Below are 16,513 nucleotides of genomic sequence, written 5' to 3' on the forward strand. Positions count from 1 at the left end.
GGCAATTTTTCTGATAGTATGGGATTAATTAGAAGACGAGATGGGATTGTGTAGATTGTGTATTTACATGTCGCGTCCTGTTGTCGATAAAACGGTAATACCATCACAGCCAGATGGCGGAAATAAAGAGATTGGTAGGGGATACGATGAAGAAGTTAGGTTTTCTGTTAATGCTGGTTGTTTTATTGTGGGCTCTGCCGGGTATAGGACAGGCCTCAGCTGCGAGTAACTCGATTTTCCTTGACGGCCAGGAGCTGGAGCAGCCTGAAGGCGCTCAAGCCGGACTCGTAAACGGTAGCGTCATGGTTCCGATTCGTGTCATATCGGAAGGACTCGGCTATGAAGTCGGATGGGAGAAACAGAACGGAACGGTGTCGATTAAGCAAGGCGACAGATCGCTGCAGCTGTTCATTGATAACGAAAAAGCCATCGTTGATGGCAGCGACATTACATTATCCTCACCTCCTTTGTTGAAGGAAGATACGACTCTGGTGCCACTGCGCTTTGTGGGAGAGCAGATGGGGCTGCAGGTTAGCTGGGATAACGAGACCAAGTCAGCGCATCTATACAGCACAAGCTCAGGCTCGGATAGCGGTGTTGTAAATAGTGGAGCCAGCACGCCCCCGGTGAATGAGGGGGAAGCTGTACCGGGCGAGGATCAGCCTGTAGAGCAGCCTGAAACAAACGGAGCCAGCGGTTCAGAATCAACGACTGCGAACAATCCAAGTTCAAATCTTGCAACGATCAGCGGATTTAGCTTCAGCGATAATCGCCTTATGATTTTAACAGACCGTACTGTTGAGCCTAATGTATTCAAGATGAGTGACCCGGATCGTGTTGTTATCGACGTGCCAAATGCAAAATTTTCCGATGGTTTTAAGGATATATTACCGTTGGATGAGACGAATCGCGGGCAATTCACGGTCGAGGGGTATCCGGAAGTGTCGCAAATTCGCTATTCGCTATTCAGTAATGATCCATCTACAATAAGGTTAGTCATCGATTTGAATGAGAGTAGGGAATTTGTCGTTTCGAAGGAGAATGATCTTACCATTGTCGAATTGACATTGGAGCCCGTGGTTCATTATATACCGACAAGACCTGACGGCAAGAGTCTTGTTGTCATCGATGCTGGCCATGGAGGAACGGATCCGGGAGCCCCAAGCGTAAGCGGGGGGAGTGAGAAGGATGTTAATTTGGCCATTGCCTTGAGGGTTAACGAATTGCTTCAGCATGAGCCGGATATCATTACGGTGTTGACACGAAGCGACGATACATATCCAACGCTCGACGAGCGGGTCATGATGGCAAACGACCTGCTGGCCGACATCTTTATTTCCATTCATGCAAATAGCGGATCTGCAACGGCGTCGGGAACGGAAACGCTGTATACTCGGGATGCCAGCATCCTACTTGCGGATACGGTACACAAGTACGTGCTCGAAGCTACAGGCTTGACGGATCGCAAGGTGAAGAATCAGAACTTGAAAGTGACGCGGGAGACGATGATGCCGGCCATATTACTAGAAACTGGATTCTTAAGCAATCCCCATGATGATGCTGTGCTGAAAGATCCCGTTGTTCAGGAAAGAATTGCGGCAGGCATCGTTGCTGGGATTAAAGAATATCTAGGCCTGCAATAGAAAACAGGGTATAAGGGTATAAAATATAAGAGAGGAGGGATCAATTTGAAAAAATTAATTATTGTCGGAGCGGTACTGCTGCTTGCTGCTTCATTGGCCGGATGCGGTCGGAAGCCCCAGGCGGCTCCAGAGGTAACACCTGAATCACCTCCTGCTGTTGATCCGAATGTCTCCCAGGGAGCGGGACAGAATGGAACCGGGGCTACTGAGCCTGAAATGCAAATCGCGCTAATTAAGCTGTACTTTACCGATGGTGATCTAATGGAGCTTACGGAGGTACAGCGTGAAATCGAATTCCAGGAAGATGAGGATAAATACGCTGCAGCTTTTAAGCAATTGCAAATTGCAGAGAGCGGAATGTTCTCGCTATGGGAGAAGGTTATCTTGAACAAGGCGTCGTTGGCAGATGGTGTACTCGGCATCGATATTCAACTGCCTGACGAAGCGCGGCTAGGATCAGGTGGCGAGGTGTTAGCGATTGATTCGCTAAAAGCGACAATGTTTCAGTTCGAGGAAGTACAGAAGCTTGAGCTTACGGTTGATGGTGAGCAAGTGGAAAGCTTGATGGGCCATGTGGAGCTAGAGCACCCCATGACTCGATAAAATATGACAGTGCGGTGTTTACAAGGACTGTTCCTACAGCTTCATGCTGTTAGAACAGTCTTTTTTTGTACCGCGACTGGCAGGGACTATTGTCGGATAAAAGGAAAGATTACGCAACTTTTGAGGATATAGGGCGTCTAATATGTCGTCTGGTGATGCCGAGAAAAGCAGCTTAATCATCGGTCATCACGAGGTAAAATTTAATGATGGTAGGGGTGACGGATGAAGAAAATTAGTTTCTTGGTGTTCATGCTTGTTTTTATTTTTGCTTTTCCTACGATAGGACAAGCTGCAGGAAGCGGCACAAGTATTTATCTAAATGGAGAAGCGCTGAACTTGCCGAAGAATGGACAGGTTCAGAACGTGAAAGGCAATGTGATGATTCCGATTCGCGTCGTTATGGAGGAGCTGGGTTTTGACGTCGACTGGGAGAAAGGGACGCGCACGGTAACTATAAAGCAAGCCGATACAACGATTAAACTAATTGTCAATCAAAAAAGCGCAACTGTAAATGGCAAGAAAGCAGCTTTGAGCATCGCTCCGATGCTTAAACAGGATACGACGCTCGTGCCGCTTAGATTCGTCAGCGAACAGATGGGTCTCACCGTGGGCTGGGATAATGCGACGAAGACGGTATACCTAATTACCCCGGATCAAGGCGGTGGAGGCGGAGAGGGCAGTAACACCAGTTCTGGCAGCAGCAACTCGGAAGATGGCTCAATTAACCCGAATCCGGTGCCATCACAAAATTTGGCTTCCGTCACAGGAATCAGCTTTGATGCCAATCGACTGATTGTTGCCGTTGACCAAAATGTAAAGCCTAATGTTTTCAAGCTGAGCGAGCCAGATCGGATCGTCATCGATATTCCGGATTCAAGGTTCGATGATTCATTTTCCAGCAATCATTCGCTGGATGCTTTTCAGAATGGCTTCATGGACATCAATGGTTATCCGGATGTAACGAAGATTCGTTATTCGCAGTTTAGTGACCATCCTTCTACGATTCGTATTGTTATGGATTTAACAGGGGCTAGAAATTATTCTTTGCTGAATGCGGACGACGGCTATGTCATTATCGATCTAAACGTGGATCAGAGTTATCCTTCCCGGGGTAATGGAAAGCCGTTAGTTGTCATTGATGCTGGTCATGGTGGAAGTGATCCAGGTGCGATTAGTGTAAGGAAGAGGAGAGAAAAGGACTTCAACCTGGCAATCGCCAAAAAGGTAGAGAACCTATTGAAACATGAAACGCAATTGGATTATATACTTACCCGCAGTACGGACGTCTTTGTAAAGCTACAAGATCGAGCCAAGTTAGCCAATGATATGAACGCAGACCTATTTGTCTCGTTGCATGCGAACAGCGGCTCAGCTACGGCTAGCGGCGTAGAGACGTATTATACGCGGGGGGAAAGTCTCCCATTTGCTAAAACGATGCATAAATATCTCGTTGAATCTTCCGGTTTGCCGGATCGGAAAGTGCGTACAAAGAACTTGCATGTAACTCGTGAAACGACAATGCCAGCGGTATTATTGGAATTTGGTTATTTAAGCAACTCTAGTGATGAGGCTTTGCTGTATACTGAAAAATTTCAGAATAGCGTCGCCCAAGGTGTTGTTGATGGTATTAAGGATTATCTTGGCTTTAAGTGACCGGCGGTTCATAATATAAGTGTTCAGGGAGATGAATTGTACGACTTCCTGAACAATTCCGATAGGAGGAGGAAGTGACCATGAACAAAAAGATTATGCTATCCGGAATTTTGGTGCTTCTGCTCACGGTGACCGCTGGATGCGGTCAAAAGCCAGAGCCAATGCTTGGAGAGAGAGAAGGCAATGTTTCTAACTATGCTGGCAACAGTGAAAACGGCCAGATGAACCAAGAGCCACTGAATAATCCTGACGCTCACGGCTCAGGGAATTCGAATGAAAGCTCCCCAGGGCAGGAGCAGGTGAAGAATATGGTTATTAAAGCTTATTTTACGGATGAGCAAATGGATGCCTTAATTGTGAAGGAAAAAGAAATTTCGTATAGCAATGAGGCTGAAAAGTACAACCAAACCCTAGCATCGCTGCAGCATAGCGGAGCTCCTGAGCTGCTATCTCTGTGGGAGAAAGTGAGCTTTAAAGAAACGAAACTTAAGGATGGCATGCTGACGGTGGATATATTGCTGCCGGATGAGGCTAGGCTTGGGGCTGGAGGAGAATCGCTTGCTCTAGAATCATTAACCGAGGCCTTATTTCAGTTCGATGAAGTCAAATCCATTGAAGTTCTGGTTGACGGCCAGCCAGTAGAAACACTAATGGGCCATGTCGAATTAGAGCATCCGATTCTAAGAAAATAGTCGACTTTGTGGAGGAAATTACACCTCGCTGTCGAACATGGTTAAGAGATCATTTTTTTGAAGGGGAGAATTTAATGTCATCATTTAAACGCAGCTATAGACGAAATTCCAAAAAAGCGGTTTCGGCCATGCTTGCAGCTACGATCAGTTTAAGCGCCGGCGGTGCCGTCCTTGCGGACGAGCCGGCAGGATCATCTGCGAAAGCGGGGTCTAATATTAGCAATTCTGCAAGTACGGCTTTTACATTGTTTAGCGATGTGCAAAGCGGCTTTTGGGCGGAGAAGTATATTTATAAGCTGGCTGCACAGGGGATAATCGTCGGGGATGCAGGCAAATTCCGGCCGAGCGACAGCGTCACGCAGCAGGAAGCAATTACGATGGCGATTCGTTTCATGAATTTGAGCGGAGAACTCGGGAACGGAGATACAGTACCTGAGGATTTGCAAATTAGCGGATACGCTAAACCTTATGTTGAGCTGGCTATCAAGAAGAATTTGATTGACAGAGAAGAAGAACTTGCATCGTTAAAAGCTAATGAGTCTTGGGGACAGAAGAAAGCGTCCCGTGAATGGGTAGCTAAAATTTTGATCCGGGCATTGGATAAAGATGAGGAAGCCAAAGCACTTGGAGCCGGGGCAACGGGGTTTGCGGATCATAACAAAATTTCCGCTAATGTACGGGGCTATGTCAGATTAGCGGCTCAACTGGATATTACCAAAGGGATTGAAGGCAATAAATTCGATCCGCAAGGCAATGTGACCCGAGCGCAAATCGCAACCTTCTTTGGCAAAGGCGGGGAGCATTTAAACGCTAACTATTCAAATGTGTACGAAGGAATCGTAACCGAATTGACGGATAGCAAATTGACCTTATATGTCGATAATCAATTGAAGAGCTTCATACTAGATAACCGCAGCGTATATTTCAATAAAGACTCGCAATTAAAGATTTCCAAGAGTGAATTGAAACCTTATACGAAAGTCATGGCCATCGATAAGGTAGGATCGGCGGCGTATGTTGAAGTGATTGATGCAAAGCAGCAGCTGGAGACTACGGAAGGTACTTTGCTTCGTATTTTGAACGGTAACCGGATCGTGATGCTCGTGAACAATGACTTGGTAGAGTATACTTTCGATGACACAACGGCCTTCCTGGATCAGAACGGGAAGAAGATGGCTGCCAGCAGTCTGACGCCGGAAAGTACGATCATCGTGCAGCGGGAGACTTATACGACTGAGATGAAGCCTGTGCTTGTTCAGGTAAAAGCGGCTTTGGTCAGCAAATCGGGTACAGGCACGATTGATGCTGTAGATGTGACAGGCAAGAAGATATCGATCCGTGACGCTTCGGGTACGGTTGAAACGTTTGCGGTAGATGATCGGACTATTCTGTTATATCAAAGCCAGAAGCTGAACAATCTTAGTGAACTGCGGGAAAACTCTTCTATTAAATATACAGTAAACAATAGTGTGTTGGATTCGTTGGAGGTTACTCAAAGCGTGGAACGTACGGTAACCGGAACGCTTCTGGGGCTGGATCAAAATGGACGGCTAATTACATTCAGCAATGCTAGCGGATATCCTGAAGTGAAGCTGTTAGCGGATAAGACGGACATTATCGTTGGCGGTATCGCTGACGCTACACTTGACGATCTGATCGCTGATTTAAATGGTGGCGACAAGATAGAACTTACGCTGGACGCTGAGGAACGAGTAACGAAGATCGTCGTGCAGGGGCGCCAAACTGAGCAATTGAATGCAGCGAAGGTTGTTAACTACGACAGCAAGTCGAAGACGCTGACTGTATTGGACGGGAATGAGAAGCCTCATGTATTCGTTCTAGATGATAAAACGAAGGTCGACTATAATTCGAACCAGCCTAATTTAGCTGGCATGGAGTCAATACTTAATAAAGATCGGAAGATAAATCTGTCCTATATAGGCAGCCGTGCGCTAAGCGTGCAAATGATTTATAAATATGAAGGAACCTTTGTCTCCGTGAATACTTCGGAGAAGAAGATTACGCTGCTGACCTCCGATAACAAAACGGTCACACTGCCATATCAAGGAACAGCTCCAACTATCGAATTGTACGGAAAGCGCGCGACGCTGAGCGATATAAAGGTCGGCGACCTTGTAGTTGCTATGCTCAGTGCGAACCAGGATGCGGTACAGACGCTGGCGTTGAAGTCCTCCGCCCAATTTGTAGTTAGTTCGGTGGAGACGTCTTATAGCCGAATTAGAGCGGTAAATGGCAATAATGGATTGACGGAGAGCTTCTATGTTGATCAAGCCACTCTGACGGATGAAAATGGGAATCTGATTAAATTATCCAATATTCAAAAGGGCCAAACGATCAATGTTGCCTTTAATGGCCACAAGGCAGTTTCACTGCAAGTTGTAAAATTGACAATGGGCAGTGTACAGAATATTGATGCTTCAACCTTAACGGTCAAAACATTCAATGGTGCGATCGAGTCCTTCCCGCTGACAAGCAGTGTCAAAGTGATGCGTGGAACATCCGTTACCGCGGGAATAGGCGGATTGACGACGGCCGATCATGTGGAGGTACGCAAGGATAGCGATGGCAACCTTGTCGTAAAGGTTCTGACCTCGCTGGAGCGGAAGTTCTCTCGTTATGATGCAAATGCAAGAGAGCTTGTTGTTAAAAGAGCGACCATCGCCGATGATAAATATCGCTTTTTTGTAAATGCAGATACGTATGTTCATCAAGGTGACACGACTATTTCCGTGCAATCATTTAAAGTTGATGATAAAATTGTTTTGTATTTCAACGGGGATAGACTCGTTGAAATCGAAAAACAATAATCATTATTTTCGTGAGAATCACCGTCTTGCTGCGGGATCATTCCCGGGCAGGACGGTTTTCTTCGTGAAGAAAGGTTAGGTGGAGACATGAATGCCGCGGGTGTCCGTCATATTTTGGATTGTATCGGCACTATGTTTCCGGATGCGCACTGTGAGCTCCGTCACAGCAATGCATTTGAATTGACGATTGCCGTACTGTTGTCGGCACAGTGTACCGACGCAACCGTAAACAAGGTGACAGATGATTTATTTCAGAAATATAAGACGCCGGAAGATTATCTTTCCGTTCCGATAGAAGAGTTGGAGCAGGATATTCGACGTATCGGATTATTTCGGAGTAAAGCTAAGCATATTCAGAATTTATGTCGGATTCTCATCGAACAGTATGACGGGGAGGTACCTCGCGAGCACGCCGAGCTGGTCAAGCTTCCTGGTGTGGGCCGCAAGACGGCTAACGTGGTGGTCTCGAACGCTTTTGGCGTACCGGCGATCGCCGTCGATACGCATGTGGAAAGGGTCAGTAAGCGGCTTGGGCTGGCGGGCTGGAACGATTCTGTACTCGAAGTCGAGAAGAAACTGATGAAGCGGGTACCTAAGGAAGAATGGACGATAACCCATCATCGGCTCATCTTTTTCGGGAGATATCATTGCAAGGCCCAAAATCCGCAGTGTGAGATTTGCCCGCTGCTGGATGTATGCCGTGAAGGCAAAAAACGTATGAAAAAGTCACTGGACAGAAAAGATAGAGAAAAGTGACATACAAACCTAGTTAGAAGAGGATGAGACTCCATGAGATGTATTTCTGTGTATACTGACAGTTTTGAACGATTCTCGGATATGTTTGATCAAGTGATTGAGATTGATTTGCGGGAGAATGACGAACGGGAGCTCGAAGGCATTACCGTTAGCGACTCTGGCGAAGTGCCGGGCCATTATTTGGAACGGATGGCCGTGAAACCTGAAGTGGTTGTAATGAAGGATAAGGAGAAGGGGATTACGATTCTTCAGCATGGTAAAGTATTTGAAATTTTAATCCCGTCCGAGGACGATTTGCTTGAATTGCCTTCGGTGTAATCGCCGCGAAGATTACCGCGTGCGCTAGCAAGCTCACCGCCAATAGTGAGGGAAACCTCGCTGTTGGTGGTTTTTTGTTCTTGCTACAGGAATAATACGAGGTATGATAGGAGGAAGTATAAGAATTCAAATTAGAATTAGTGTTGGGAAGTGTTGGCCTAGGGATATGGATTATTATTATCAAGAAACGGAGATAATCGCAACCAGGCACCGAAGAATGTGCTCTGTACTATGTTTTTCTTTAAATAAGCGGGAAGTTCTTTAATTTTTACTGGAAAATTACTAATTACGAGACTTCCCTGTCAGATGCCGCTCATGTAAAATGGATGTATTTCCTAAGACATGGAAGCCAACCTAAATAAGGAGAGTACATATTCATGGAAACGTTGACAATTGGTCGGGACCAGCGGCTTCATGACCGTCTTGGCCGGTTTTTGGATTTATACGAGTCGGGAAATGACTTAAAGTCGTACCGGGAGATTAAGGATTTAGAAAAGAAGCTGGAAGCGAAAGAATTAACGTTGGCGTTTTGCGGCCATTTCTCCGCGGGGAAATCTAGCTTGATCAATAGATTGTGCGGCAAGCAGGTATTACCGTCCGGGCCTATCCCGACTACGGCTAATGTTGCGGCTATACGCAATGGTGAACGGCGAGCAGTTCTTACCCGAACGGAACAAGCGAAAACGTCTAATGATGACATGACAGAGTCAGAAGCTTTGCGTTCCGAGCAAATTGAGCTTAATCTCGATCAATTGGACGATTATTGTCGCGATGGAAATACATATTCGATGATCTCCCTTTGGGACGATGTTCCTATATTGGGTCGATACGGCGTATTGCTCGATACACCTGGCGTTGACTCCAATGATGCTGGCCATGCGCTGGCTACCACTTCAGCGCTGCATTTGGCCGATGTCGTCTTCTATGTCATGGATTATAATCATGTATTGTCAGAAAGCAATCTGTCGTTTGCCAAACGATTGGCCGATTGGGGGAAGCCTATTTATCTTGTTGTCAATCAAATGGATAAGCACCGGAGCAATGAGCTTTCGTTCGAGAAGTACCGGGGCGCCGTCGAGCATGCTTTTGAGTTGTGGGGCATTGTACCGGCAGGCGTGTTCTATATTTCTTTGAAGGAGCTATCCCATCCGTTAAACATGTTAACCCAGCTTGAAGAGACGATTACTTCTCTTTTTAATATTCGGCAAAGATTGTTGGAGTTCAGTGTCGGTTGCTCGCTCTTTCACGGGGCTGAGCAGTTTTTGAAGCGGCAGGATGAGGCGGATGAGGAGGAGATGGAGCGGCTGCTTGAGGAGATCGGCGGCGAAGAGGCGCTGCTAACCGTGCAGCATGAATTATCCTCCTTGGAACAGAAGCTGGAAGAGAACGAAAGTTATATCGATGGATTGCGCGTTAATTTTATGAAGGAACTGGACGCTTTGCTATCTAATGCGCATGTGATGACGCCTGCACTTCGGGACGCCGCTGCATTGTATTTAGAAAGCCGGAAGCCTGGTTTTAAGACGGGATTGTTGTTTCACGGAGCGAAAACCGAGCGCGAGAAGGAGCGCAGGAGGGATGGGTTCTTAGGGAAGCTGCAGGAGCAGACGCTGGCCCAGGTTGACTGGCATGTACGCGACTTGTTGCGTCGTCTTGGGCAGGGCGAGACGCTTTGGAGCGTGGAGTGGGAAAGCCGGCTGGAGGCGGAGCTTCCGCAGGCGGAGGAAGAGTGGATCGCCGGCCCTGCACGCGAAGGCGCACTGCTCTCCGGCGAGTATACGCTTCGCTACGCCGCCGATGTGGCGGCCGGAATTACCGGCCGCTATCGCCGCGCAGCCCTCGCCTTGGCGGATGGGCTGCTCGTGGAGCTGGAGCCACGCCTATCGGCGGCGCAGCAAGAGCTGGCCGCACAGCGCGAGGCGCTGCTAGTGCGCTCCGGCGCAGCCGAACGGCTGCAAGCGCTGCGCGCTGCCGCCAAAGACCGAGCTGCGTGTATTCACGCGCAGCTCGGTGAGCGCCCGTCCCTACCACCCGGCATTTTGCCGGAGGTGAGGGACGTTGCGCAGGCGCCGCCTGCGGGCGAAGCGATGCTCGCCAGCGGCGTTGCAGCCACAAGTAGGGCTGCAACTAGTGCTGCTGCCGGCATGGCCGCAACTACGGCCGCCAGCTCTACCGCAGCTACAGACGGCGCTGCTATTGCACACGCGGCAACGGGAAAAACAGCACCAAGCGCCGCCAATGCCACCGACAACGTCGCAACAACCGCCGCCAGTGGCTCAGCTGTCACTGGCGCCGCGCCTCGAGCCGCAGCCGTGATCAGTGGACGACAGCGGCTGGGCGAGGCGGCCGCGGTGCTGAACGCCGCGGCTGAGGCGCTGGCCCCTTACCCCGCCTTTGGGTCGGGGGTACGGGAGCTGCGCGCCCGCGCAGCCGCATTACGCGGCGGCCGCTTTACAGTCGCGCTGTTCGGGGCCTTCAGCGCGGGCAAATCCTCCTTCGCGAACGCCTTGCTGGGCGCTCAGGTGTTGCCCGTATCGCCGCACCCGACGACTGCGGCAATCAATCGCATCATCGCGCCAGAAGGGGATATGAAGCATGGCCAGGCGGCCATTACCTTCAAGACCGCGGAAGCGATGCGCGAGGATTTGGCTTATTCCTTTGAGGCGCTGCAGCTTGGAGCTTGGAAGGAAAGCAACTGGCTGTCTGAGGTAAAGAAATTGAGGGCGCCGGATGTGCCGCCTTCCGGGCGAGCCCATTTCAGCTTCCTGAAGGCGGCGGCACTAGGCTGGGAGCAGAATGCTCCGCGGCTTGGGAGCTGCGAGCTAACTGGGCTGGAGCAGTTTGCAGAATACGTGTCGGAAGAGAGTCGGGCTTGTTTCGTGGCGGGCATCGATTTGTATTATTCCTGTCCTCTCACCGAGCAAGGCATTGTTATCGTGGATACTCCGGGGGCGGATTCCATTCACGCCCGGCATACCGGAGTTACCTTTGAATATATGAAGAACAGTGATGCATTGCTGTATGTAACCTATTACAATCATGCCTTCTCCCGGGCAGATCGCCAGTTTCTAAGTCATTTGGGCCGGGTAAAGGGGAGCTTTGCGCTCGATAAAATGTTCTTTATCGTCAACGCTGCCGATTTGGCGGCGACGCCGGGCGAACTGTCCAGCGTAGTCGAGCATGTGGAAGGCGGGCTGCGCGCGGCTGGAATCGAATCGCCGCAAATCTATCCTGTGTCCAGCATCGATGCACTGGAGTCCAAGCAAAATGGGGATATGACGAAACTTGAAACGTCGGGATTCTCCTGGTTTGAGGCATCTTTCTTCCGTTTTATCAGCGAAGATTTAGCGGGGCTGGCCGTTAACGCGGCACGTCATGAGCTGCAGCAGTTCATGACGCGGGCCGAGCAATGGGGGCGGACGCTGGCCAAAAGCGAGGAGGAGCGAGAGCAGCTTAAGGCTCAGCTGGCATCGGATCGAAAGCGCTTCATGGAGAAGCTTGGAGAGCTGGCTAGCAATGACAAAACCGTAGAAATTGCGCAGGAGACCGAAGAATTGTTGTTCCATGTGCGCAGACGTTTACAATATCTGGCAGGCGATTTGTATCATGAATATTTTCACCCTTCCCTTCTGCAGGATGACAGAGGAGATATGAAGCGGAAATTTGCGGCCTCGCTAAAGGGATGGATGGCTCAAGTCAGTTTAGAGCTTGAACGTGAGGTTCAGGCGACTTCACTACGCCTGGAGAAAAAGTGCGAGGAATTGCTAGCGAGTGAAGCTCGCGCTTGGCTTGTGAAGCTGCAGCAAGAAATCCAGGTGGTGCCTGGACTGTCGATTTACGCAAACTCAGTCTGGTCGATTCCGAGCATTCAAGAAGAAGGCTTGGAGGACGGTCTTAAGGCTGCCTCATATTGGAGCTATTTCAGAAATCCAAAGTCATTTTTTGAAGGAGGGGGTAAGCAAAGACTGCGTGACGTCCTGGAAGAGCCGTTAAGCGCAAGTGTCAAAGAGGCGGTTCAACGTTGCAAAAACCAGTTGATCCAATTTTATAAAGAAGAAACCTCGGCAAGGTTTGCAGTGATGGCTGCCTCATTTGAAGCGCAGTGGATGGAATGGCAAGATAGCGTGTCGAGCATGTCTGACTTGGTGAAGGCTGATGACTCGTGGAAGGATGTGCCGCAGCGTCTTCAAACCCTGTATCAGAAATTGCATTAAAGAAAACAAAAATATCATCTGAAAAGTAGCGCAGCAGTCGCGAAGAGGGGCAAATGATTAAAATGTTGCAAGCCATCGATGACAGGCGCTACTGGGAGGGAATGACATGGAAGTACTTAGGCAATTAAGAGGTTATTATCAAGAGCGGCGTACCTATTTAGTACTATCAATTTTGTGCTTGGCTGCAGCGACGGGCTTTGGACTTGTATATCCTTTACTGCTCCGGAATCTGATTGACGATGTGATTCGCCCCGGGAATTATGAAGGGGTATTGTGGATTGCTTTGACGGCGGTAGGCGTTGTTGTCATCAAAGCATCTTTACAGTTTTTACATGGTTTTTTCGGCGGAAGACTTGGCAACTATCTCGCTTATCGGCTACGTAATGCCTGCTATGAGAAGCTACAATTTCTATCGTTCCGTTATTATGATAAAGCGAAGACTGGGGATTTGATGTCCCGGTTAACCGGAGATCTAGAGGCCATTCGGAACTTCGTCGGTTTTGGGTTTGCGCAACTGCTCAATCTGGTGCTGATGGTCGTTTTTGGGATGATTATGATGATGTCGATTCATTGGCAGCTCACGCTGATTACGATGATTACGATACCGTTTCTCGCTGCGGTCGCTTTGAAGTTTGAGTCGAAAATTCACCCGGCGTTCCAGGAAATGCGTCTCGCACTGAGTTCATTAACGACTGCTGTTCAGGAGAATGTAACTGGGGTTCGGACCGTTAAATCCTTTGCCCGTGAGCCTTACGAGATGGAGAAGTTCTCGCATCGCAATGAGCGCTATAAGGATAACCAAATTTTCGCTTCGACATTGTGGAGCAGATTCTTCCCTGTCATGGAGCTGCTTGCTTCGATCAGTGTAGCCGTCCTGCTGGCTGTAGGAGGAACTCTTGTCATTAAGGAGCAGCTCACGCTTGGAGATTTGGTTGCCTTCTTCAGCTTAATTTGGTTCATTATTGGACCGATGTGGGGTCTTGGTTTCCATATTAACAACTATACGCAGTCTAAGGCATCCGGGGAGCGTGTGCTAGAAATTCTGAATCAGAAAGTAGATGTGAAGGATGAAGACAGCGCGGTCGATTTGGATTTAGAGAACATGCAGGGCAAGGTGGAATTCGATCATGTTACCTTTGCTTACGGTAACAAAATGCCTGCGGTGACAGATATTCACTTTACGGCGGAACCAGGCTCGGTTATCGGTTTCCTTGGCGGCACGGGCTCAGGTAAATCGACGATTATTCAGTTGCTTATGCGTGCCTATAATGTGAATGAGGGAAGCATCCGTCTTGACGGCAGGGATATTAAGGATATACGCATACAAAGTCTGCGCAGTGCGATTGCAACCGTTTTTCAGGAGACATTCCTGTTCTCTTCTAGTATTCGAAACAATATCGCCTACGGTATGACACAAGTATCGATGGAGGAAATCATTTACGCGGCTAAACTTGCGAAGGCTCATGACTTCATTATGGAAATGCCCGACGGATACGATACCGTTGTCGGTGAGCGAGGGATGGGGCTGTCTGGGGGACAGAAGCAGCGGATCGCCATCGCACGTGCATTGCTGATCAATCCGAAGATTCTCATTTTAGACGATGCAACGAGTGCGGTTGATATGGAAACCGAGCATGAAATTCAGTCGGGCTTCCAGGAAGTAATGCAGGGACGAACGACCTTCATTATCGCTCACCGGATCTCATCGCTTCGTCATGCGGATGAAATTCTAGTGTTGGATGAAGGGCGAATCGTTCAACGAGGCAAGCATGAAGAACTGATCCAAGTTCCTGGACCATATCAGGAGGTGTATCGTATTCAATATGCAGATCATCTGTCCCGGAATAATGAGGGGAATGAAGGGAAGGTGTTGTAGCATGCATACAGAAACCCGCAGCAATCAGGCGTTCAAGGGACAGAAGCAGACAACGCGAATCGAGGAGCGCTTCATTTATCAAGATGATGAGTTAATTGACAAAGCGTTCGACTGGAAGCAGTTCCGTCGGTTATTCTCCTATATGAAGCCATATGCGAGGCAAATGCTGCCGCTTGTGCTCTTGATGACTGTTTTGGGGACGATTACAAAGCTGACGGTTCCCTATTTAACGAGTATTGCAATCGATAAAGCTATTGCACCCGGGTCTGGTAATCCTAGCTTGAAGCTGCTATATATTTTAACGGGGATTATTGTCGCACTTTACATTGTACAGTGGATATCCAGCAGACTTCGTATCAAGTATACAAACATCATCGGACAGAGGGTGATCTATGACCTTCGCTCCGACCTGTTCAAGCATATTCAGAAGCTATCCTTTAATTTCTTTGATAAGCGGCCAGCGGGCTCGGTGCTCGTCCGTGTCACGAATGACGTTAACTCGCTACAGGATTTGTTTACGAACGGTGTTGTCAATTTAATGATTGACTGTGTGCAATTGGCGGGGATCGTCGTTATCCTGCTGCTGATTAACTGGCAGTTGGGACTCGCCGTGATGATAACCGTGCCGATCATGTTCCTGGTTTCCACGAAATTAAGGCAGAAGATCCGGATCGCCTGGCAGGAAGTGCGGATGCGAAATTCCAGGATCAACTCCCATTTGAATGAATCGATCCAAGGAATCCGTGTTACCCAAGCGTATACGCAAGAGCGTGAAAACATGCGCTTTTTCGATATGATGAACTTGGACAGCAAGAAATCCTGGGATAAGGCATCGGCCATGAACCAGATGTTTGGCCCGATTATCGAAATTACCGGCGGATTAGGAACTTTTATTTTGTTCATGCTAGGTGCATACATGATTCAAACCGGCCAACTGACGATTGGGCTACTTGTGGCGTTCAGCAACTATGTAGGGAATTTCTGGGATCCGATTAACCGACTAGGAATGATGTACAACCAGTTGCTCGTCGCGATGGCCTCCTCGGAACGCATTTTTGAATTTATCGATGAGGAGCCGAGTATTACCGATAAGCCTGGGGCAAAGCCGCTTCCGCCAATTGAGGGGAATATTGAGTTCAAGAATGTCATATTTGAATATGAGAAGGGTCGCCCGGCTCTGAAGGGAATTTCCTTGGACGTTCAGCCTGGGCAATCCATCGCACTTGTGGGGCACACCGGATCAGGGAAAAGTACGATTATTAACCTGCTCAGTCGGTTCTATGATACAACCGCAGGCTCTATTCATATCGATGGATTTGATATTCGGGACGTCACCGTTCAAAGTCTGCGAAGCCAAATTGGCATCGTTCTTCAGGATACGTTTATTTTCTCGGGAAGTATCCGCGACAATATTCGTTTTGGCCGGCTGGATGCGACGGATGAAGAGGTTGAAGCGGCAGCCAAAGCGGTGGATGCGCATGGTTTCATCACGAAGCTTCCGCAAGGTTACGAGACTGAGGTGGAGGAGCGTGGAAACGCATTGTCGATGGGGCAGCGTCAACTGCTATCCTTTGCACGGGCGCTGCTCGCTAATCCCCGAATTCTTATTCTTGATGAAGCGACTGCGAGTATTGATACGGAGACTGAGCTGAAAATTCAAGAAGCGTTGAAGGTGTTACTGAAGGGAAGGACGTCATTTATTGTTGCTCACCGTTTGTCTACGATTCGTAATGCGGATAATATCGTGGTGTTGGATCACGGAGAGATCAAGGAACAAGGTTCTCATGAACAATTAATGGGACAAAAGGGAATTTACAGCGGACTTGTCGAAGCTCAGTTTCGTTTTTTGTAATTTTCTGAAGATTTTAATCACATTTTGATGTTGAACCCTTGCTTTATTTCTCATAAAACATGAAAATAGATGGAGACA

At 48.5% G+C, this 16,513-nt stretch carries 10 protein-coding genes; all 10 read left to right on the plus strand.

The annotated features are described in order from the left end of the window. Window positions 1–146: 146 nt before the first annotated feature. The 10 genes from EIM92_RS14680 (at window position 147) to EIM92_RS14725 (ending at window position 16,435) form a co-directional block, all read left to right on the plus strand. Window positions 147–1,643 carry an N-acetylmuramoyl-L-alanine amidase family protein gene (locus EIM92_RS14680; protein WP_164515110.1) on the plus strand — a complete coding sequence of 499 codons (1,497 nt, stop codon included), beginning with the start codon at window positions 147–149 and terminating at the stop codon, window positions 1,641–1,643. Window positions 1,644–1,688: 45 nt separating this feature from the next. Then, a complete protein-coding gene (locus tag EIM92_RS14685) occupies window positions 1,689–2,246 on the plus strand; it encodes a GerMN domain-containing protein (RefSeq protein WP_125083283.1) in 558 nt (185 codons plus the stop codon). A gap of 222 nt (window positions 2,247–2,468) precedes the next feature. Further along, window positions 2,469–3,899, plus strand: coding sequence for an N-acetylmuramoyl-L-alanine amidase family protein (locus tag EIM92_RS14690; RefSeq protein ID WP_125083284.1), 1,431 nt, complete (start codon window positions 2,469–2,471; stop codon window positions 3,897–3,899). 80 nt (window positions 3,900–3,979) lie between these two features. Next, window positions 3,980–4,591, plus strand: coding sequence for a GerMN domain-containing protein (locus EIM92_RS14695; protein WP_125083285.1), 612 nt, complete (start codon window positions 3,980–3,982; stop codon window positions 4,589–4,591). A 74-nt stretch (window positions 4,592–4,665) separates the two neighbouring features. Beyond that, window positions 4,666–7,419, plus strand: a complete 2,754-nt coding sequence (locus EIM92_RS14700) for an S-layer homology domain-containing protein (protein WP_125083286.1) — start codon at window positions 4,666–4,668, stop codon at window positions 7,417–7,419. 87 nt (window positions 7,420–7,506) lie between these two features. Beyond that, window positions 7,507–8,175, plus strand: a complete 669-nt coding sequence (gene nth / locus EIM92_RS14705) for an endonuclease III (protein WP_125083287.1) — start codon at window positions 7,507–7,509, stop codon at window positions 8,173–8,175. Window positions 8,176–8,208: 33 nt separating this feature from the next. After that, complete coding sequence (locus EIM92_RS14710; protein WP_125083288.1) at window positions 8,209–8,493, plus strand: NAD/NADP transhydrogenase alpha subunit; 285 nt, start codon at window positions 8,209–8,211, stop codon at window positions 8,491–8,493. Between the two features lie 377 nt (window positions 8,494–8,870). Then, the gene (locus tag EIM92_RS14715; RefSeq protein WP_125083289.1) at window positions 8,871–12,707 is read left to right on the plus strand and encodes a dynamin family protein; all 3,837 of its coding nucleotides are present in this window, start codon (window positions 8,871–8,873) and stop codon (window positions 12,705–12,707) included. Window positions 12,708–12,813: 106 nt separating this feature from the next. Next, the gene (locus EIM92_RS14720; RefSeq protein WP_125083290.1) at window positions 12,814–14,583 is read left to right on the plus strand and encodes an ABC transporter ATP-binding protein; all 1,770 of its coding nucleotides are present in this window, start codon (window positions 12,814–12,816) and stop codon (window positions 14,581–14,583) included. Window position 14,584: 1 nt separating this feature from the next. Beyond that, complete coding sequence (locus tag EIM92_RS14725; protein WP_246020982.1) at window positions 14,585–16,435, plus strand: ABC transporter ATP-binding protein; 1,851 nt, start codon at window positions 14,585–14,587, stop codon at window positions 16,433–16,435. The last annotated feature ends 78 nt before the right edge of the window (window positions 16,436–16,513 follow it).

It is taken from the genome of Paenibacillus lentus (genome assembly GCF_003931855.1).
GTDB classification, from domain to species: Bacteria; Bacillota; Bacilli; order Paenibacillales; family Paenibacillaceae; genus Fontibacillus; species Fontibacillus lentus.

What these genes read in the sequence shown, in the direction of transcription:
- EIM92_RS14680 (WP_164515110.1), top strand. Translation starts at nt 147, where the DNA reads ATGAAGAAGTTAGGTTTTCTGTTAATGCTGGTTGTTTTATTGTGGGCT.
- EIM92_RS14690 (WP_125083284.1), top strand. Translation starts at nt 2,469, where the DNA reads ATGAAGAAAATTAGTTTCTTGGTGTTCATGCTTGTTTTTATTTTTGCT.
- EIM92_RS14695 (WP_125083285.1), top strand. Translation starts at nt 3,980, where the DNA reads ATGAACAAAAAGATTATGCTATCCGGAATTTTGGTGCTTCTGCTCACG.
- EIM92_RS14700 (WP_125083286.1), top strand. Translation starts at nt 4,666, where the DNA reads ATGTCATCATTTAAACGCAGCTATAGACGAAATTCCAAAAAAGCGGTT.
- nth (WP_125083287.1), top strand. Translation starts at nt 7,507, where the DNA reads ATGAATGCCGCGGGTGTCCGTCATATTTTGGATTGTATCGGCACTATG.
- EIM92_RS14710 (WP_125083288.1), top strand. Translation starts at nt 8,209, where the DNA reads ATGAGATGTATTTCTGTGTATACTGACAGTTTTGAACGATTCTCGGAT.
- EIM92_RS14715 (WP_125083289.1), top strand. Translation starts at nt 8,871, where the DNA reads ATGGAAACGTTGACAATTGGTCGGGACCAGCGGCTTCATGACCGTCTT.
- EIM92_RS14720 (WP_125083290.1), top strand. Translation starts at nt 12,814, where the DNA reads ATGGAAGTACTTAGGCAATTAAGAGGTTATTATCAAGAGCGGCGTACC.
- EIM92_RS14725 (WP_246020982.1), top strand. Translation starts at nt 14,585, where the DNA reads ATGCATACAGAAACCCGCAGCAATCAGGCGTTCAAGGGACAGAAGCAG.